At 34.9% G+C, this 19,728-nt stretch carries 19 protein-coding genes and 1 tRNA gene; 15 read left to right on the top strand and 5 right to left on the bottom strand.

From position 1 onward, the window contains the following. Window positions 1-46: 46 nt before the first annotated feature. The 5 genes from comE to rlmH form a co-directional block, all read right to left on the bottom strand. Entirely contained in the window at window positions 47-799 is a 753-nt protein-coding gene (gene comE, locus HT671_RS00905) for a competence system response regulator transcription factor ComE (protein WP_000866065.1), read from the bottom strand. Further along, window positions 796-2,121, bottom strand: coding sequence for a competence system sensor histidine kinase ComD (comD, locus tag HT671_RS00900; RefSeq protein ID WP_001048117.1), 1,326 nt, complete (start codon window positions 2,119-2,121; stop codon window positions 796-798). Before comD ends, comE begins: the two co-directional genes overlap by 4 nt. A gap of 20 nt (window positions 2,122-2,141) precedes the next feature. After that, window positions 2,142-2,267, bottom strand: coding sequence for a competence-stimulating peptide ComC (comC, locus tag HT671_RS00895; protein ID WP_000799687.1), 126 nt, complete (start codon window positions 2,265-2,267; stop codon window positions 2,142-2,144). A gap of 164 nt (window positions 2,268-2,431) precedes the next feature. Then, window positions 2,432-2,505 (bottom strand) — tRNA-Arg (locus HT671_RS00890). A 40-nt stretch (window positions 2,506-2,545) separates the two neighbouring features. Further along, window positions 2,546-3,025 (bottom strand): 23S rRNA (pseudouridine(1915)-N(3))-methyltransferase RlmH, encoded by a 480-nt coding sequence (rlmH, locus tag HT671_RS00885; protein ID WP_000695932.1) that lies wholly within the window; start codon window positions 3,023-3,025, stop codon window positions 2,546-2,548. Window positions 3,026-3,207: 182 nt separating this feature from the next. Here rlmH and HT671_RS00880 point away from each other — a divergent pair, with 182 nt between their 5' ends. The 15 genes from HT671_RS00880 to ftsH all read left to right on the top strand — a co-directional run bounded on the left by HT671_RS00880 (window position 3,208) and on the right by ftsH (window position 19,551). Further along, window positions 3,208-4,389 (top strand): S1C family serine protease, encoded by a 1,182-nt coding sequence (locus HT671_RS00880; RefSeq protein ID WP_000681604.1) that lies wholly within the window; start codon window positions 3,208-3,210, stop codon window positions 4,387-4,389. Between the two features lie 57 nt (window positions 4,390-4,446). Continuing rightward, entirely contained in the window at window positions 4,447-5,205 is a 759-nt protein-coding gene (locus tag HT671_RS00875; RefSeq protein WP_000410378.1) for a ParB/RepB/Spo0J family partition protein, read from the top strand. Between the two features lie 212 nt (window positions 5,206-5,417). Continuing rightward, entirely contained in the window at window positions 5,418-6,779 is a 1,362-nt protein-coding gene (gene dnaA, locus HT671_RS00870) for a chromosomal replication initiator protein DnaA (RefSeq protein WP_023936251.1), read from the top strand. 158 nt (window positions 6,780-6,937) lie between these two features. Further along, window positions 6,938-8,074: a DNA polymerase III subunit beta gene (gene dnaN, locus HT671_RS00865; protein WP_023940601.1), complete on the top strand. Its 1,137-nt coding sequence runs from the start codon at window positions 6,938-6,940 to the stop codon at window positions 8,072-8,074. Between the two features lie 64 nt (window positions 8,075-8,138). Then, complete coding sequence (locus HT671_RS00860) at window positions 8,139-8,333, top strand: DUF951 family protein (RefSeq protein WP_000285186.1); 195 nt, start codon at window positions 8,139-8,141, stop codon at window positions 8,331-8,333. Between the two features lie 83 nt (window positions 8,334-8,416). Then, entirely contained in the window at window positions 8,417-9,532 is a 1,116-nt protein-coding gene (ychF, locus tag HT671_RS00855) for a redox-regulated ATPase YchF (RefSeq protein ID WP_172923007.1), read from the top strand. A gap of 71 nt (window positions 9,533-9,603) precedes the next feature. After that, window positions 9,604-10,173, top strand: a complete 570-nt coding sequence (gene pth, locus HT671_RS00850) for an aminoacyl-tRNA hydrolase (protein ID WP_172923003.1) — start codon at window positions 9,604-9,606, stop codon at window positions 10,171-10,173. Continuing rightward, complete coding sequence (gene mfd, locus HT671_RS00845; RefSeq protein WP_172923002.1) at window positions 10,174-13,683, top strand: transcription-repair coupling factor; 3,510 nt, start codon at window positions 10,174-10,176, stop codon at window positions 13,681-13,683. A gap of 57 nt (window positions 13,684-13,740) precedes the next feature. Beyond that, window positions 13,741-14,007 carry an RNA-binding S4 domain-containing protein gene (locus HT671_RS00840; protein ID WP_001234978.1) on the top strand — a complete coding sequence of 89 codons (267 nt, stop codon included), beginning with the start codon at window positions 13,741-13,743 and terminating at the stop codon, window positions 14,005-14,007. Beyond that, on the top strand, window positions 14,000-14,368 hold the full coding sequence (locus tag HT671_RS00835) for a septum formation initiator family protein (protein WP_000041914.1): 369 nt from the start codon (window positions 14,000-14,002) through the stop codon (window positions 14,366-14,368). The genes HT671_RS00840 and HT671_RS00835 overlap by 8 nt, the downstream gene beginning before the upstream one ends. A gap of 4 nt (window positions 14,369-14,372) precedes the next feature. Then, window positions 14,373-14,495 (top strand): SP_0009 family protein, encoded by a 123-nt coding sequence (locus HT671_RS11855; RefSeq protein ID WP_000429334.1) that lies wholly within the window; start codon window positions 14,373-14,375, stop codon window positions 14,493-14,495. Next, the gene (locus tag HT671_RS00830) at window positions 14,488-15,756 is read left to right on the top strand and encodes a serine hydrolase (protein WP_138700408.1); all 1,269 of its coding nucleotides are present in this window, start codon (window positions 14,488-14,490) and stop codon (window positions 15,754-15,756) included. Before HT671_RS11855 ends, HT671_RS00830 begins: the two co-directional genes overlap by 8 nt. Continuing rightward, the gene (gene tilS / locus HT671_RS00825) at window positions 15,753-17,030 is read left to right on the top strand and encodes a tRNA lysidine(34) synthetase TilS (protein WP_172923001.1); all 1,278 of its coding nucleotides are present in this window, start codon (window positions 15,753-15,755) and stop codon (window positions 17,028-17,030) included. Before HT671_RS00830 ends, tilS begins: the two co-directional genes overlap by 4 nt. Window positions 17,031-17,034: 4 nt before the next feature. Next, window positions 17,035-17,577, top strand: a complete 543-nt coding sequence (hpt, locus tag HT671_RS00820) for a hypoxanthine phosphoribosyltransferase (RefSeq protein ID WP_000892174.1) — start codon at window positions 17,035-17,037, stop codon at window positions 17,575-17,577. A 15-nt stretch (window positions 17,578-17,592) separates the two neighbouring features. Beyond that, window positions 17,593-19,551: an ATP-dependent zinc metalloprotease FtsH gene (gene ftsH / locus HT671_RS00815; protein ID WP_000744568.1), complete on the top strand. Its 1,959-nt coding sequence runs from the start codon at window positions 17,593-17,595 to the stop codon at window positions 19,549-19,551. Window positions 19,552-19,728 lie beyond the last annotated feature (177 nt).

The raw sequence follows: 19,728 nt of genomic DNA, 5'->3' as shown, positions 1-19,728 counted from the left end.
TCTGTAGCAGATATAACCATTATATCAATTTCTTGCTAATTGTCAATCACTTTTGAGATTTTTTCTCTAAAATATCTTTTAATTTTCTAATTTTTAATCTTGAAATAGGACAACGATGATCTTCATAGAAAACAATTTCTAGATTTTTTCGATCAATCTCTCTAATATTGCCTATATTTACCAAAAATGACTTATGAGGAGAATAAAATCGCTGAGTATGTTTGTCCTTTTCCTGAATATCTGTCATAGTACCGTAAAACTCTTTGGCAAAATTCTTACCAATAATACGTAATTTATGAGAGACTCCTGTCGTTTCAATATACAAAATATCATGGTAAGGGATTTTTAAATCATTTCCCTTGTAATTGTAGTCAAAATAATCCACCACATCTTCATTTTCAAGTAACATACTCTTCGTGTAAAAGATATTTTGCTCAATTCTCTTCTTAAACATCTCATCGTTGATATCCTTATCAACAAAATCTAGGGCTGATACCTGGTATTTATAGGTTAGAGTCGCAAACTCTGATCGACTGGTGATAAAGACGATAATAGCGTAAGGATTGTAATGACGAATGAGCTGAGCCACTTCAAATCCCTTTTTCTCAATTCCATGAATATCAATATCTAGGAAATAAAGCTGATTTACTTCATCGTTTTCAATGTATTCTTCAAATTCACGGACTTTTCCCGTTGTCTTGTATGATATTGGAATATTCGATTCTTTCGAAATTTCATCCAATATTCTCTCTAGTCTCACTTGATGTTCAATAACATCTTCTAAAATTAAAACTTTCATTCAAATTCCCTCTTACATCTAATGATTTGTCTAAATGTACTGCCTTCCATCTCTGTTTCTAAAATAATATTGTTGTACTTATCTAGTAGTTCCTTCACATTATTTAATCCGACTCCGCGATTTCTTCCCTTAGTGGAGAATCCTAAGGCAAATAGATTTCCTGAAGGAGTCATCGTCATTTTACATGAATTCTGAATCACAATCACTGTTTCAGTTTCCATCTTAATAACTGCTACTTCCATCTGCTTTTTATAACTATCAGCCGATCCTTCGACAGCATTGTTCAATAAAACACTCATAATACGAACCAAATCCAATAGTTCAATTGGGAGCTTGGTAATCGTATCTTTTACTTCCAGTGTAAACTCTACACCATTATTTCGAGCATAGACAATGGACTGAGCAACCAAACTTCGTAAAGCTGAATCTTCTATGTTGTTCAAATCAAAGTAAGTGTACTTATCTGAACGCAGTTTGTGATTAGCTTTGACCAAAACTTCATTGTAAACTCTGTCAATTTCTTGTAAATCACCACTGTCAATTGCCATCTGCATGCTGACAAGCATTCCAGCATAGTCATGTCGAAAACCACGGATTTCATTATACAGTCCGACAATTTCGTCTGTATAGTTTTGTAAATGTTTCTGTTCAAATTTCTTCTGCTTCAAAGCAATCTCTTTTTCCATTTGTTCTTTATGCGAATTCATTGCAAAGAAGGTCAAAAGTAACGAGATAAAAACAATAGATGACAAAATACTTCCAAAACTATTCAAATGTTTAACCGTACTTACCATATCTGAAACGAAAGATACAATATGGAGCAGTAGTAAGGCAAAAAATACTTTTTTCAAGAAAGGATAGAGGTAGTCTTTGTCAAAATAGGCTAGTTCCAAATGGAAATAATGAATGATTTTTAAGACAACAAAATAGGTCAACACCGTTACAACGAAAAAGAATGGGGCATGATATTGTGAAACAAAATTGTCTCCTGTTATAGAAGAGAAAGTTACGGACAGAAAGTTATGAGTGCTCTCATATAAAAGAGATAGTAGTAAACTTAGGAATAGTCCTCTATCCCTCTCATACTGTTTAATCCATCGAAAATAGGAATATAGGCCCAAAGGAAATAAAAATCTTTCAATCACTATTTCATCTAAATATAGAAGATAAAAGGAAAGTTCAAGTACTGCTTCTACTAGTAATGTATAGAGACCAAAAAAATATAGTTCCTTTGATTTTATTTGACCTTTACAAATTAAACGGTAACTGTGACTAATAATTAAAAAATGACCAATAACTGTCCCAAATCCAAATAAATTCATTACTCTTTCCCCTTATTTTATTACTTTTTTCTTGGGAAAATAAAATCACGGAGGATTTTTGGAAGTCTCATTTCCCCACCTTTAATCTTTTGCAAGTCTTTTTCCTTCAAGGCTACAAACTGTTCCAATTTAACTGTGTTTTTCATAATAAAATCTCCTAAAATGTTTTTTCTTGTAAGCTAACTTACAAAAACCATTATACAAAATGGAATTTCGTTTTAGATAAAATTCTCTCAACTGTCATTTTTTTCTCCCAAAGTGTACTTTTTTAAGAAAAAAGCCGGGAAAATTCCCAGCTTTGCTATTATATTGATCCCAGCAGGATTCGAACCTGCGACCGTTCGCTTAGAAGGCGAATGCTCTATCCAGCTGAGCTATGAGACCTAACACAATTATTCTACCAAAAATTCAATTAAAAGTCAATTTATTTATGATAGGGTGATCCCTGCTGAATCGTAAAAGCGCGATAGATTTGTTCAACAAGAACTAGTCTCATTAACTGATGGGGCAAGGTTAGGCGACCAAAACTGACAGAAAGATTGGCTCTATTTTTTACAGCTGATGACAATCCTAAACTTCCCCCAATAATAAAGGTAAGAGTAGAAAATCCTTTTATAGAAGCTTCTTCTAACTGCTTACTAAATTCTTCTGAAGAGAACATTTTCCCTTCAATAGCTAATGCAATAACAAAATCACGGTCAGCAACTTTTGATAAAATTCTCTGACCTTCTATTTCTAAAATCTTTTGATTTTCTGATTCACTGGCCTTATCTGGTGTTTTTTCATCTGATAACTCAATCATTTCAAACTTAGCAAATCTAGAAATTCGTTTTGAATACTCTGCGATACCATCTTTTAAATACTTTTCTTTCAGTTTCCCAACTGTTACAACTTTAATTTTCATGACTCTATTCTAACATATTCTCTATTTTTTCACATCTTATTCACAAAATAAAAAATAGATTTCAATTAAGAAAATCACAGCTTCAAAAGAGTTATCCACAGTTTGTGTAAAACTTTTGTGTTTAAGTTATAATTAAGCTAGTCAGTTTATACTTTCAGTAATTCAAACATATGGAGGCAAATATGAAACATCTAAAAACATTTTACAAAAAATGGTTTCAATTATTAGTCGTTATCGTCATTAGCTTTTTTAGTGGAGCCTTGGGTAGTTTTTCAATAACTCAACTAACTCAAAAAAGTAGTGTAAACAACTCTAACAACAATAGTACTATTACACAAACTGCCTATAAGAACGAAAATTCAACAACACAGGCTGTTAATAAAGTAAAAGATGCCGTTGTATCCGTTATTACTTATTCAGCAAATAGACAAAATAGCGTATTTGGCAATGATGAGACTGATACAGATTCTCAGCAAATCTCTAGTGAGGGATCTGGCGTTATTTATAAAAAGAATGATAAAGAAGCTTACATCGTCACCAACAATCACGTTATAAATGGCGCTAGCAAAGTAGATATTCGATTATCAGATGGGACTAAAGTACCTGGAGAAATTGTCGGAGCGGATACTTTCTCTGATATTGCTGTCGTCAAAATCTCTTCAGAAAAAGTGACAACAGTAGCTGAGTTTGGTGATTCTAGCAAGTTAACCGTAGGAGAAACTGCTATTGCCATTGGTAGTCCGTTAGGTTCTGAATATGCAAATACTGTCACTCAAGGTATCGTATCTAGTCTTAATCGAAATGTATCTTTAAAATCTGAAGATGGACAAGCCATTTCTACAAAAGCCATCCAAACTGATACTGCTATTAATCCAGGTAACTCTGGTGGCCCACTGATCAATATCCAAGGACAGGTTATCGGAATTACCTCAAGTAAAATTGCCACAAATGGAGGAACATCTGTAGAAGGTCTTGGTTTTGCAATCCCTGCAAATGATGCTATCAATATTATTGAACAGTTAGAAAAAAACGGAAAAGTGACGCGTCCAGCTTTGGGAATCCAGATGGTTAATTTATCTAATGTGAGTACAAGCGACATCAGAAGACTCAATATTCCAAGTAATGTTACATCTGGTGTAGTTGTTCGTTCGATACAAAGTAATATGCCTGCCAATGGTCACCTTGAAAAATACGATGTAATTACAAAAGTAGATGACAAAGAGATTGCTTCATCAACAGACTTACAAAGTGCTCTTTACAATCATTCTATCGGAGACACCATTAAGATCACTTACTATCGCAACGGTAAAGAAGAAACTACATCTATTAAACTTGACAAGAGTTCAGGTGATTTAGAATCTTAATTGACATCTATGTAAAGAAAGCTTTACATAAGAGAAAAGATGTGTTAGTGTAGAATCATGGAAAAATTTGAAATGATTTCTATCACAGATATACAAAAAAATCCCTATCAACCCCGAAAAGAATTTGATAGAGAAAAACTAGATGAACTAGCACAGTCTATCAAAGAAAATGGGGTCATTCAACCGATTATTGTTCGTCAATCTCCTGTTATTGGTTATGAAATCCTTGCAGGAGAGAGACGCTATCGGGCTTCACTTTTAGCTGGTCTACGGTCTATCCCAGCTGTTGTTAAACAGATTTCAGACCAAGAGATGATGGTTCAGTCCATTATTGAAAATTTACAGAGAGAAAATTTAAACCCAATAGAAGAAGCACGCGCCTATGAATCTCTCGTAGAGAAAGGATTCACCCATGCTGAAATTGCAGATAAAATGGGCAAGTCTCGTCCATATATCAGCAACTCCATTCGTTTACTTTCCTTGCCAGAACAGATTCTCTCAGAAGTAGAAAATGGCAAACTATCACAAGCCCATGCGCGTTCCCTAGTTGGGTTAAATAAGGAACAACAAGACTATTTCTTTCAACGGATTATAGAAGAAGATATTTCTGTAAGGAAGTTAGAAGCTCTTCTGACAGAGAAAAAACAAAAGAAACAGCAAAAAACGAATCATTTCATACAAAATGAAGAAAAACAGTTAAGAAAACTACTCGGATTAGATGTAGAAATTAAACTATCTAAAAAAGACAGTGGAAAAATCATTATTTCTTTTTCAAATCAAGAAGAATATAGTAGAATTATCAACAGCCTGAAATAAGGCTGTTCTTTTATTTTTTTATCTCACAAGGTTATCCACTATGTTTTTCGATAAAAAGCTTAATAAATCAATAATTTCTTCTTTTATCCCCAACCTGTGGATAAAGTTTGGTAACATTGTGGATTATTTTTCACAGCTTATGGAAAATTCTTGCTATCTATGGTAAAATATCTCTAGTATTAAACTTTTAAATAGTAAAGGAGGAGAAAAGATTGAAAGAAAAACAATTTTGGAATCGTATATTAGAATTTGCACAAGAAAGACTGACTCGATCCATGTATGATTTCTATGCTATTCAAGCTGAACTCATCAAGGTAGAGGAAAATGTTGCCACTATATTTCTACCTCGCTCTGAAATGGAAATGGTCTGGGAAAAACAACTAAAAGATATTATTGTAGTAGCTGGTTTTGAAATTTATGACGCTGAAATAACTCCCCACTATATTTTCACCAAACCTCAAGATACGACTAGCTCACAAGTTGAAGAAGCTACAAATTTAACTCTTTATGACTATAGTCCAAAGTTAGTATCTATTCCTTATTCAGATACGGGATTAAAAGAAAAGTATACCTTTGATAACTTTATTCAAGGGGATGGAAATGTTTGGGCTGTATCAGCCGCTTTAGCTGTCTCTGAAGATTTGGCTCTGACCTATAACCCTCTTTTTATCTATGGAGGACCAGGCCTTGGTAAGACTCACTTATTAAACGCTATTGGAAATGAAATTCTAAAAAATATTCCAAATGCACGTGTCAAATACATACCTGCTGAAAGCTTTATTAATGACTTTCTTGATCACCTAAGACTTGGGGAAATGGAAAAATTTAAAAAAACCTATCGTAGTCTTGATCTTTTGTTAATCGATGATATCCAGTCACTCAGCGGAAAAAAAGTCGCAACTCAGGAAGAATTTTTCAATACCTTTAACGCCCTTCATGACAAGCAAAAACAGATTGTCCTAACCAGTGATCGTAGTCCAAAACATTTAGAAGGGCTCGAGGAGAGGCTTGTCACGCGCTTTAGTTGGGGATTGACACAAACTATCACACCCCCTGACTTTGAAACACGCATTGCCATTTTACAAAGTAAAACGGAACATTTAGGCTACAATTTCCAAAGTGATACTCTAGAATACCTAGCTGGGCAATTTGATTCAAATGTTCGAGATCTTGAGGGAGCCATAAACGACATCACTTTAATTGCCAGAGTAAAAAATATCAAGGATATCACTATTGATATTGCTGCAGAAGCTATTAGAGCTCGAAAACAAGATGTTAGCCAAATGCTCGTCATCCCAATTGACAAAATCCAAAATGAAGTTGGTAACTTCTATGGAGTTAGTGTCAAAGAAATGAAGGGAAGCAGACGCCTTCAAAACATTGTGTTAGCCCGTCAAGTAGCCATGTATTTATCTAGAGAACTAACAGATAATAGTCTTCCAAAAATTGGGAAGGAATTTGGTGGAAAAGATCATACAACAGTTATTCATGCCCATGCTAAAATTAAATCTTTGATTGATGAAGACGATAATTTACGCTTAGAAATTGAATCAATCAAAAAGAAAATCAAATAAGTTGTGGATAACTTTTACTTTATTATCTTTTTTATCCACATTTTTTAAACAAGCCAAAAAACTTGATATGACTTGTTTAAAGTCTGTTTTCCACAGATTTCACAGACTCTATTATTACTATTATCCTTCTAATACTAAAAATAAATAAAGGAGAATCCATGATTCATTTTTCAATTAATAAAAATTTATTTCTACAAGCCTTAAATACAACTAAAAGAGCTATTAGTTCTAAAAATGCCATTCCTATTTTATCAACTGTCAAAATTGACGTGACCAATGAAGGTGTTACTTTAATTGGTTCAAATGGTCAAATTTCAATTGAAAATTTTATTTCTCAAAAAAATGAAGATGCTGGTCTATTAATTACTTCTTTAGGTTCGATCCTTCTTGAAGCTTCTTTCTTTATCAATGTGGTATCTAGCCTACCTGATGTAACTCTTGATTTTAAAGAAATTGAACAAAATCAAATTGTTTTAACCAGCGGCAAATCAGAAATTACCTTAAAAGGAAAAGATAGTGAACAGTATCCACGAATCCAAGAAATTTCAGCAAGCACTCCTTTGGTTCTTGAAACAAAATTGCTCAAGAAAATTATCAATGAAACAGCTTTTGCTGCAAGTACACAAGAAAGTCGTCCAATTTTAACAGGTGTTCATTTTGTATTGAGTCAGCATAAGGAGCTAAAAACAGTGGCAACAGACTCTCATCGTCTAAGCCAGAAAAAATTAATGCTTGAGAAAAATAGTGATGATTTTGATGTCGTGATTCCTAGCCGTTCTCTACGCGAATTTTCAGTGGTATTTACAGATGATATCGAAACTGTAGAGATTTTCTTTGCCAATAACCAAATCCTCTTTAGAAGCGAAAATATTAGCTTCTATACTCGTCTCCTAGAAGGAAACTATCCTGATACAGATCGCTTGATTCCAACAGACTTTAACACTACTATTACTTTTGATGTGGTAAACTTACGCCAGTCAATGGAGCGTGCTCGTCTTTTATCAAGTGCGACTCAAAATGGTACTGTGAAACTTGAAATTAAAGGTGGTATTGTTAGCGCCCATGTTCACTCTCCAGAAGTTGGTAAAGTAAACGAAGAAATCGATACTGATCAGGTTACTGGTGAAGATTTGACCATTAGTTTCAACCCAACTTACTTAATTGATTCTCTTAAAGCTTTAAATAGCGAAAAGGTTACCATTAGCTTTATCTCAGCTGTTCGTCCATTTACTCTTGTGCCAGCAGATACTGACGAAGACTTCATGCAGCTCATTACACCAGTTCGTACAAATTAAGTGAAAGAGGTTGAGCTTAGCTCGCCTCTTTTATGATATAATCGAAAAAGAAAAGGAGAATAGTATGTATCAAGTTGGAAATTTTGTTGAAATGAAAAAACCACATGCTTGCACCATCAAGTCAACAGGTAAAAAGGCCAATCGTTGGGAAATTACACGTGTAGGAGCAGATATCAAAATAAAATGCAGTAATTGTGACCATGTTGTCATGATGGGACGCTATGATTTTGATCGAAAAATGAATAAAATTATTGACTGAGAACCCTTAGTTAGAGGGTTAGCACTTTATCCCTTTTTGTGTTATAATATTAGGGATTGAAATGAAAACGGAGAATGAGAAATATGGCTTTGACAGCAGGTATCGTTGGTTTGCCAAACGTTGGTAAATCAACACTATTTAATGCAATTACAAAAGCAGGAGCAGAGGCAGCAAACTACCCATTTGCGACGATTGATCCAAACGTTGGAATGGTTGAAGTTCCAGATGAACGCCTACAAAAACTAACTGAAATGATTACTCCTAAAAAGACAGTGCCAACAACATTTGAATTTACAGATATTGCAGGGATTGTAAAAGGAGCTTCAAAAGGAGAAGGGCTAGGGAATAAATTCTTAGCCAATATTCGTGAAGTAGATGCGATTGTTCACGTAGTTCGTGCTTTTGATGATGAAAATGTGATGCGCGAGCAAGGACGTGAAGACGCCTTTGTGGATTCACTTGCAGATATTGACACCATTAACCTGGAATTGATTCTTGCAGACTTAGAATCAGTCAATAAGCGTTATGCGCGTGTAGAAAAGATGGCACGCACGCAAAAAGATAAAGAATCAGTAGCAGAATTCAATGTTCTTCAAAAGATTAAACCAGTCCTTGAAGATGGAAAATCAGCTCGCACCATCGAATTTACAGATGAGGAACAAAAGGTTGTAAAAGGTCTTTTCCTTTTGACGACAAAACCAGTTCTTTATGTTGCTAATGTTGACGAGGATGTGGTTTCAGAACCTGACTCTATCGACTATGTCAAACAAATTCGTGAATTTGCAGCGACCGAAAATGCTGAAGTAGTCGTTATTTCTGCGCGTGCTGAGGAAGAAATTTCTGAGTTAGACGATGATGATAAAAAAGAGTTTCTTGAAGCCATTGGTTTGACAGAATCAGGTGTAGATAAGTTGACGCGTGCAGCTTACCACTTACTTGGATTGGGAACTTACTTCACAGCTGGTGAAAAAGAGGTTCGCGCTTGGACTTTCAAACGTGGTATGAAGGCTCCTCAAGCAGCTGGGATTATCCACTCAGACTTTGAAAAAGGCTTTATTCGTGCAGTAACCATGTCATATGAGGATCTAGTGAAATACGGATCTGAAAAAGCGGTAAAAGAAGCTGGACGCTTGCGTGAAGAAGGAAAAGAATATATCGTTCAAGATGGCGATATCATGGAATTTCGCTTTAATGTCTAAAAAATTAATAAATGGTGTCAATTAGGTTGGAAAAAAATTCCAACCCTTTTGGCTTTTGAAAGGAAAAATAAATGACCAAATTACTTGTAGGCTTGGGAAATCCAGGGGATAAATATTTTGAAACAAAACACAATGTTGGATTTATGTTGATTGACCAACTAGCGAAGAAACAGAATGTCACTTTTACACATGATAAGATATTTCAAGCTGACCTAGCATCCTTTTTCCTAAATGGAGAAAAAATTTATCTTGTCAAACCAACGACCTTTATGAATGAAAGTGGAAAAGCGGTTCATGCTTTATTGACTTACTATGGTTTGAATATTGAAGATTTACTCATCATTTACGATGATCTTGACATGGAAGTTGGAAAGATTCGTTTAAGAGCAAAGGGCTCAGCAGGTGGTCACAATGGTATTAAGTCTATTATTCAACATATTGGAACTCAGGTCTTTAATCGTGTTAAGATTGGAATCGGAAGACCTAAAAATGGTATGTCAGTTGTTCACCATGTTTTGAGTAAGTTTGACAAGGATGATTATATTGATATTTTACAGTCTATTGACAAGGTTGACGATTCTGTAAACTACTATTTACAAGAGAAAAATTTTGAGAAAACAATGCAGAGGTATAATGGATAAATGGTGACCTTATTAGACTTATTCTCAGAAAATGATCAGATTAAAAAATGGCATCAAAATCTGACAGATAAGAAAAGACAACTAATACTTGGTTTATCAACGTCTACTAAGGCTCTTGCAATTGCAAGCAGTTTAGAAAAAGAAGATAAGATTGTGTTACTGACGTCCACTTATGGAGAGGCAGAAGGACTGGTTAGTGATCTTATTTCTATCTTGGGTGAGGAATTTGTCTATCCATTTTTGGTAGATGACTCCCCTATGGTCGAGTTTTTGATGTCTTCACAAGAAAAAATCATTTCACGGGTTGAAGCCTTGCGTTTTTTGACTGCTTCATTTAAGAGAGGGATTTTAGTTTGTAATATCGCAGCAAGTCGATTGATTTTACCGTCTCCAAATGTATTCAAGGATAGTATTGTAAAAATCTCAGTTGGTGAAGAATATGACCAACATGCGTTTATCCATCAGTTAAAGGAAAATGGCTATCGAAAAGTCACTCAAGTACAAACTCAGGGCGAATTTAGTTTGCGAGGAGATATTTTAGATATTTTTGAAATATCCCAGTTAGAACCTTGCCGAATTGAGTTTTTTGGTGATGAAATTGATAGTATTAGGTCATTTGAAGTAGAAACACAATTATCGAAAGAAAATAAGACAGAACTCACCATCTTTCCAGCTAGTGATATGCTTTTGAGAGAAAAGGATTATCAACGAGGTCAGTCAGCTTTAGAAAAACAAATTTCAAAAACGTTATCACCTATTTTAAAATCATACTTAGAAGAAATTCTTTCAAGTTTTCACCAAAAACAAATTCATTCTGATTCACGGAAATTTTTATCTTTATGCTATGATAAGACATGGACTGTATTTGACTATATTGAAAAAGATACTCCAATATTCTTTGATGATTACCAAAAATTAATGAATCAGTATGAAGTCTTTGAAAGAGAATTAGCGCAGTACTTTACAGAAGAATTACAGAATAGTAAAGCATTTTCTGATATGCAGTATTTTGCTGATATTGAACAAATCTATAAAAAACAAAGTCCAGTGACCTTTTTCTCTAATCTTCAAAAAGGTTTAGGAAATCTCAAATTTGACAAAATTTATCAATTCAATCAATATCCTATGCAGGAATTTTTCAATCAGTTTTCTTTTCTAAAAGAAGAAATTGAACGATACAAAAAAATGAATTATACTATTATCCTGCAGTCTAGCAATTTAATGGGAAGTAAAGCATTGGAGGATGTTTTAGAGGAATACCAGATTAAATTGGATTCTAGAGATAAGTCAAGAATCTGTCAACAATCTGTAAACTTAATTGAGGGTAACCTCAGACATGGTTTTCATTTTGTAGATGAAAAAATTCTGGTGATTACTGAACATGAGATTTTTCAAAAGAAATTAAAACGTCGTTTTAGAAGACAACATGTTTCAAATGCAGAGCGCTTAAAAGATTATAATGAACTTGAAAAAGGGGATTACGTTGTTCACCATATTCATGGGATTGGTCAATATCTAGGAATTGAAACCATTGAAATTAAGGGGATTCACCGTGATTATGTCAGTGTCCAGTATCAAAATGGGGATCAAATCTCCATACCAGTGGAACAGATTCATCTACTGTCCAAATATATTTCAAGTGATGGGAAAGCTCCTAAACTCAATAAATTAAATGACGGTCATTTTAAAAAGGCCAAGCAAAAAGTTAAGAACCAGGTAGAGGATATAGCTGATGATTTAATCAAACTCTATTCTGAACGCAGTCAGTTGAAGGGCTTTGCTTTCTCAGCCGATGATGAAGAGCAAGATGCTTTTGATGATGCTTTCCCTTATGTTGAAACGGATGATCAACTTCGTAGTATTGAGGAAATCAAGAGAGATATGCAAGCTTCTCAGCCAATGGATCGACTTTTAGTTGGGGATGTTGGTTTTGGAAAGACTGAAGTTGCAATGCGTGCAGCTTTTAAGGCAGTCAATGATCACAAACAAGTTGTCGTTCTAGTTCCGACGACGGTTTTAGCGCAACAGCACTATACGAATTTTAAGGAACGGTTCCAAAATTTTGCAGTTAATATTGATGTGTTGAGTCGCTTTAGAAGTAAAAAAGAGCAGACTGCAACACTTGAAAAATTGAAAAAGGGTCAAGTTGATATTTTGATTGGAACCCATCGTGTTTTGTCAAAAGATGTTGTGTTTGCTGATTTGGGCTTGATGATTATTGATGAGGAACAGCGATTTGGTGTCAAGCATAAGGAAACCTTGAAAGAACTGAAGAAACAAGTGGATGTCCTAACCTTGACAGCTACTCCAATCCCTCGTACCCTTCATATGTCTATGCTGGGAATCAGAGATTTGTCTGTTATTGAAACTCCGCCGACTAATCGTTATCCAGTGCAAACCTATGTTTTAGAAAAGAATGATAGTGTCATTCGTGATGCTGTCTTACGTGAAATGGAGCGTGGAGGTCAAGTTTACTACCTTTACAACAAAGTTGACACGATTGACCAGAAGGTTTCAGAATTACAGGAGTTGATTCCAGAGGCTTCGATTGGTTACGTTCATGGTCGAATGAGTGAAATACAGTTGGAAAATACTCTACTAGACTTTATTGAGGGACAATACGATATTTTGGTGACGACTACCATTATTGAGACAGGGGTGGACATTCCAAATGCTAATACTTTATTTATTGAAAATGCGGACCATATGGGCTTGTCAACCTTGTATCAGTTAAGAGGAAGAGTCGGTCGTAGTAATCGTATTGCTTATGCCTACCTCATGTATCGTCCAGAAAAATCAATCAGTGAAGTCTCTGAAAAGAGATTAGAGGCAATCAAAGGATTTACAGAATTGGGATCCGGATTTAAGATTGCTATGCGAGATCTTTCGATTCGTGGAGCAGGAAATCTCCTAGGAAAATCCCAGTCTGGTTTCATTGATTCTGTTGGTTTTGAATTGTATTCGCAGTTACTAGAGGAAGCTATTGCTAAACGAAACGGTAATGCTAACACTAACACAAGAACCAAAGGGAATGCTGAGTTGATTTTGCAAATTGATGCCTATCTTCCTGATACTTATATTTCTGATCAACGACATAAGATTGAAATTTACAAGAAAATTCGTCAAATTGACAACCGTGTCAATTATGAGGAGTTACAAGAAGAGCTGATGGACCGTTTTGGAGAATACCCAGATGTAGTAGCCTATCTTTTAGAGATTGGTTTGGTTAAGTCTTATCTTGACAAGGTCTTTGTTCAACGTGTGGAAAGAAAAGATAATAAAATTACAGTTCAATTTGAAAAAGTCACTCAACGACTGTTTTTGGCTCAAGATTATTTTAAAGCTTTATCCGCAACGAACTTAAAAGCAGGCATCGCTGAGAATAAGGGATTAATGGAGCTTGTATTTGATGTCCAAAATAAGAAAGATTATGAAATTTTAGAAGGTCTGCTGATTTTTGGAGAAAGTTTATTAAAGATAAAAGAGTCTAAGAAAGAAAATTCCATTTGATATTTTTCTTCTATAAAATAGATAAAAATGGTACAATAATAAGTTGAGGTAATAAGGATGAGATTAGACAAATATTTAAAAGTATCGCGAATTATCAAGCGTCGTACAGTCGCAAAGGAAGTAGCAGATAAAGGTAGAATCAAGGTGAATGGAATCTTGGCCAAAAGTTCAACGGACTTGAAAGTTAATGACCAAGTTGAAATTCGCTTTGGCAATAAGTTGCTACTTGTCAAAGTACTAGAGATGAAAGATAGTACAAAAAAAGAAGATGCAGCAGGCATGTATGAAATTATCAGTGAAACACGGGTAGAAGAAAATGTCTAAAAATATCGTACAATTGAATAATTCTTTTATCCAAAATGAATATCAACGTCGTCGCTACCTGATGAAAGAACGACAAAAACGGAATCGTTTTATGGGGTGGGTATTGATTTTGATTATGCTATTATTTATCTTGCCAACTTTTAATTTAGCGCAGAGTTATCAGCAATTACTCCAACGACGTCAGCAACTATCAGAATTGCAAACTCAGTATCAAACTTTGAGTGATGAAAAGGATAAGGAGACAGCATTTGCTACCAAGTTGAAAGATGAGGATTATGCTGCCAAATATACACGAGCGAAGTACTATTATTCTAAGTCGAGGGAAATAGTTTATACGATTCCTGACTTGCTTCAAAGGTGATAAAATGGAAAATTTACTAGACGTAATAGAGCAATTTTTGAGTTTGTCAGATGAAAAGCTGGAAGAATTGGCTGATAAAAATCAATTATTGCGTTTACAAGAAGAAAAGGAAAGGAAGAATGCGTAAATTCTTAATTATTTTGTTGCTACCAAGTTTTTTGACCATTTCAAAAGTTGTTAGCACAGAAAAAGAAGTCGTCTATACTTCGAAAGAAATTTATTACCTTTCACAATCTGACTTTGGTATTTATTTTAGAGAAAAATTAAGTTCTCCTATGGTTTATGGAGAGGTTCCTGTTTATGCGAATGAAGATTTAGTAGTGGAATCTGGAAAATTAACTCCCAAAACAAGTTTTCAAATAACCGAGTGGCGTTTAAATAAACAAGGAATTCCGGTATTTAAGCTATCCAACCATCAATTTATTGCTGCAGACAAACGATTTTTATATGATCAGTCAGAGGTGACTCCAACAATAAAACAAGTATGGTTAGAATCTGACTTTAAACTGTATAATAGCCCTTATGATTTAAAAGAAGTGAAATCATCCTCATCAGCTTATTCGCAAGTATCAATCGATAAGACCATGTTTGTAGAAGGAAAAGAATTTCTACATATTGATCAGGCTGGATGGGTAGATAAGGAATCAACTTCTGAAGAAGATAATCGGATGAGTAAAGTTCAAGAAATGTTATCTGAAAAATATCAGAAGAATTCATTCTCTATTTATGTTAAGCAACTGACTAATGGAAAAGAAGCTGGTATCAATCAAGATGAAAAGATGTATGCAGCTAGTATTTTGAAACTCCCTTATCTCTATTATGCGCAAGAAAAAATAAATGAGGGTCTTTATCAGTTAGATACGACTGTAAAATACGTATCAGCAGTCAATGATTTTCCAGGTTCTTATAAACCAGAAGGAAGTGGTAGTCTTCCTAAAAAAGAGGATAATAAAGAGTATTCTCTCAAGGACTTAATCACAAAAGTATCTAAAGAATCTGATAATGTAGCTCATAATCTATTGGGTTATTACATTTCAAACCAATCTGATGCCACATTCAAATCCAAGATGTCTGCCATTATGGGAGATGATTGGGATCTAAAAGAAAAATTGATTTCTTCCAAGATGGCCGGGAAGGTCATGGAAGCTATTTATAACCAAAATGGATTTGTGCTAGAGTCTTTGACTAAAACAGATTTTGATAATCAGCGAATTGCCAAAGGTGTTTCTGTGAAGGTAGCTCATAAAATTGGGGATGCGGACGAATTTAAGCATGATACGGGTGTTGTCTACGCAGATTCTCCATTTATTCTTTCTATTTTCACTAAGAATTCTGATTATGATACGATTTCTCAGATAGCCAAGGATGTTTATGAGGTTCTAAAATGAGGGAACAAGATTTTTTAAATCATTTTCTTAAGAAGGGATATTTCAAAAAGCATGCTAAGGCGGTTCTAGCTCTTTCTGGTGGATTAGATTCTATGTTTCTATTTAAGGTATTGTCTACTTATCAAAAAGAGTTAGAGATTGAATTGATTCTGGCTCATGTGAATCATAAGCAGAGAATTGAATCAGATTGGGAAGAAAAGGAATTAAGGAAGTTGGCTGCTGAAGCAGAGCTTCCTATTTATATCAGCAATTTTTCAGGAGAATTTTCAGAAGCGCGTGCACGAAATTTTCGTTATGATTTTTTTCAAGAGGTTATGAAAAAGACAGGTGCGACAGCTTTAGTCACTGCCCACCATGCGGATGATCAGGTGGAAACGATTTTGATGCGCTTGATTCGAGGAACTCGCTTGCGCTATCTATCAGGAATTAAGGAGAAGCAAGTAGTCGGAGAGATAGAACTTATTCGGCCCTTCTTGCATTTCCAGAAAAAAGACTTTCCACCAATTTTTCACTTTGAAGATACATCAAATCAGGAGAATCATTATTTTCGAAATCGTATTCGAAACTCTTACTTACCAGAATTGGAAAAAGAAAATCCTCGATTTAGGGATGCAATCTTAGGCATTGGCAATGAAATTTTAGATTATGATTTGGCAATAGCTGAATTATCTAACAATATTAATGTGGAAGATTTACAGCAGTTATTTTCTTACTCTGAGTCTACACAAAGAGTTTTACTTCAAACTTATCTGAATCGTTTTCCAGATTTGAATCTTACAAAAGCTCAGTTTGCTGAAGTTCAGCAGATTTTAAAATCTAAAAGCCAGTATCGTCATCCGATTAAAAATGGCTATGAATTGATAAAAGAGTACCAACAGTTTCAGATTTGTAAAATCAGTCCGCAGGCTGATGAAAAGGAAGATGAACTTGTGTTACACTATCAAAATCAGGTAGCTTATCAAGGATATTTATTTTCTTTTGGACTTCCATTAGAAGGTGAATCAATTCAACAAATACCTGTTTCACGTGAAACATCCATACACATTCGTCATCGAAAAACAGGAGATGTTTTGATTCAAAATGGGCATAGAAAAAAACTCAGACGTTTATTTATTGATTTGAAAATCCCTATGGAAAAGCGAAAATCTGCTCTGATTATTGAGCAATTTGGTGAAATTGTCTCAATTTTGGGAATTGCGACCAGTAATTTGAGTAAAAACACGAAAAATGATATAATGAACACTGTACTTTATATAGAAAAAATAGATAGGTAAAAAAATGTTAGAAAACGATATTAAAAAAATTCTCGTTTCACACGATGAAATTACAGAAGCTGCTAAAAAATTAGGTGCTCAACTCACTAAAGACTATGCAGGAAAAAATCCAATCTTAGTCGGGATTTTAAAAGGATCTATTCCTTTTATGGCTGAATTGGTTAAACATATTGATACACATATTGAAATGGACTTCATGATGGTTTCTAGCTACCATGGTGGAACAGCAAGTAGTGGTGTTATCAATATTAAACAAGATGTGACTCAAGATATCAAAGGAAGACATGTTCTATTTGTAGAAGATATCATTGATACAGGTCAAACTTTGAAGAATTTGCGAGATATGTTTATTGCAAGAGAAGCAGCTTCTGTTAAGATTGCAACCTTGTTGGATAAACCAGAAGGACGTGTTGTAGAAATTGAGGCAGACTATACCTGCTTTACTATCCCAAATGAGTTTGTAGTAGGTTATGGTTTAGACTACAAAGAAAATTATCGTAATCTTCCTTATGTTGGAGTATTGAAAGAAGACGTGTATTCAAATTAGAAAGAATAATTTTTAATGAAAAAACAAAATAATGGTTTAATTAAAAATCCATTTCTATGGTTATTACTTATTTTTTTCCTAGTTACAGCTTACCAGTATTTTAGTACAGGTAGTGTTGCAGGGAAAAGTGAGCAAATTAATTATACAGAATTGGTAAAAGAAATTACCGATGACAATGTAAAAGAATTAACCTACCAACCAAATGGCAGTGTTATCGAAGTTTCGGGTGTTTATAAAAATCCTAAAACAAGTAGAGAAGAAACAGGCATTCAGTTTTTCACGCCATCTGTTACTAAGGTAGAGAAATTTACCAGCACTATTCTTCCTGCAGATACTACCGTATCAGAATTGCAAAAACTTGCTACTGACCATAAAGCAGAAGTAACTGTTAAGCATGAAAGTTCAAGTGGTATGTGGATTAATCTACTCGTATCCATTGTGCCATTTGGAATTTTATTCTTCTTCCTATTCTCTATGATGGGAAATATGGGAGGAGGAAATGGCCGTAATCCAATGAGTTTTGGACGTAGTAAGGCTAAAGCTGCAAATAAAGAAGATATTAAAGTAAGATTTTCAGATGTTGCTGGAGCTGAGGAAGAAAAACAAGAACTAGTTGAAGTTGTTGAATTCTTAAAAGATCCAAAACGATTTACAAAACTTGGGGCTCGTATTCCAGCAGGTGTCCTTCTGGAGGGACCTCCGGGAACAGGTAAAACTTTGCTTGCTAAAGCAGTCGCCGGAGAAGCAGGTGTTCCATTCTTGAGTATCTCAGGTTCTGATTTTGTAGAAATGTTTGTCGGAGTTGGAGCTAGTCGTGTTCGTTCTCTTTTTGAAGATGCCAAAAAAGCAGCGCCAGCTATTATCTTTATCGATGAAATTGATGCTGTTGGTCGCCAACGTGGTGTCGGCCTCGGTGGAGGAAATGATGAACGTGAGCAAACCTTGAACCAACTATTGATTGAGATGGATGGTTTTGAGGGAAATGAAGGGATTATCGTCATTGCTGCGACAAACCGTTCAGATGTACTAGACCCGGCCCTTTTACGTCCAGGACGTTTTGATAGAAAAGTATTGGTTGGTCGCCCTGATGTTAAAGGTCGTGAAGCAATCTTGAAAGTTCATGCTAAGAACAAGCCTTTAGCAGAAGATGTTGATTTGAAATTAGTGGCTCAACAAACTCCAGGCTTTGTTGGTGCTGATTTAGAGAATGTCTTGAATGAAGCAGCCTTGGTTGCTGCTCGTCGCAATAAATCGATAATTGATGCTTCAGATATTGATGAAGCAGAAGATAGAGTGATTGCTGGACCTTCTAAGAAAGATAAGACAGTTTCACAAAAAGAACGTGAATTGGTTGCCTACCATGAGGCAGGACATACCATTGTTGGCCTAGTCTTATCGAATGCCCGCGTTGTTCATAAGGTTACAATTGTACCAAGAGGTCGTGCAGGGGGTTACATGATTGCACTTCCTAAGGAAGATCAAATGCTTCTATCTAAAGAAGATATGAAAGAGCAATTGGCTGGTTTAATGGGTGGACGTGTAGCTGAAGAAATTATCTTTAATGTCCAAACTACAGGAGCTTCAAACGACTTTGAACAGGCGACACAAATGGCGCGTGCAATGGTTACAGAGTACGGTATGAGTGAAAAACTTGGTCCAGTTCAATATGAAGGAAATCATGCTATGTTTGGTGCACAAAGCCCTCAAAAATCAATTTCAGAACAAACAGCTTATGAAATTGACGAAGAGGTTCGTTTATTATTGAATGAAGCACGAAATAAAGCTGCTGAAATTATTCAGTCAAATCGTGAAACTCACAAGTTGATTGCAGAAGCACTATTGAAATACGAAACATTGGATAGTACACAAATTAAATCTCTCTATGAAACAGGAAAGATGCCTGAAGCAGTAGAAGAGGAATCTCATGCATTATCTTATGATGAAGTAAAGTCAAAAATGAATGATGAAAAATAACCCAAAGAGAGGCAAGACCTCTCTTTTTTGTGCAGTTGAGGAGCTAAAGGGTGCAGAATGGATGAAATGTACCAAAAGTGTTTCTAATCTGTTAGACTGTATCTAGAAAGGGGAAAATTATGATTAAAGAATTGTATGAAGAAGTCCAAGGGACTGTGTATAAGTGTAGAAATGAAT

Origin of the sequence: Streptococcus sp. 2741 (assembly GCF_013276315.1) — a bacterium.
Taxonomy (GTDB): domain Bacteria; phylum Bacillota; class Bacilli; order Lactobacillales; family Streptococcaceae; genus Streptococcus; species Streptococcus pseudopneumoniae.
This window is presented reverse-complemented; position numbering and strand designations above follow the sequence as displayed.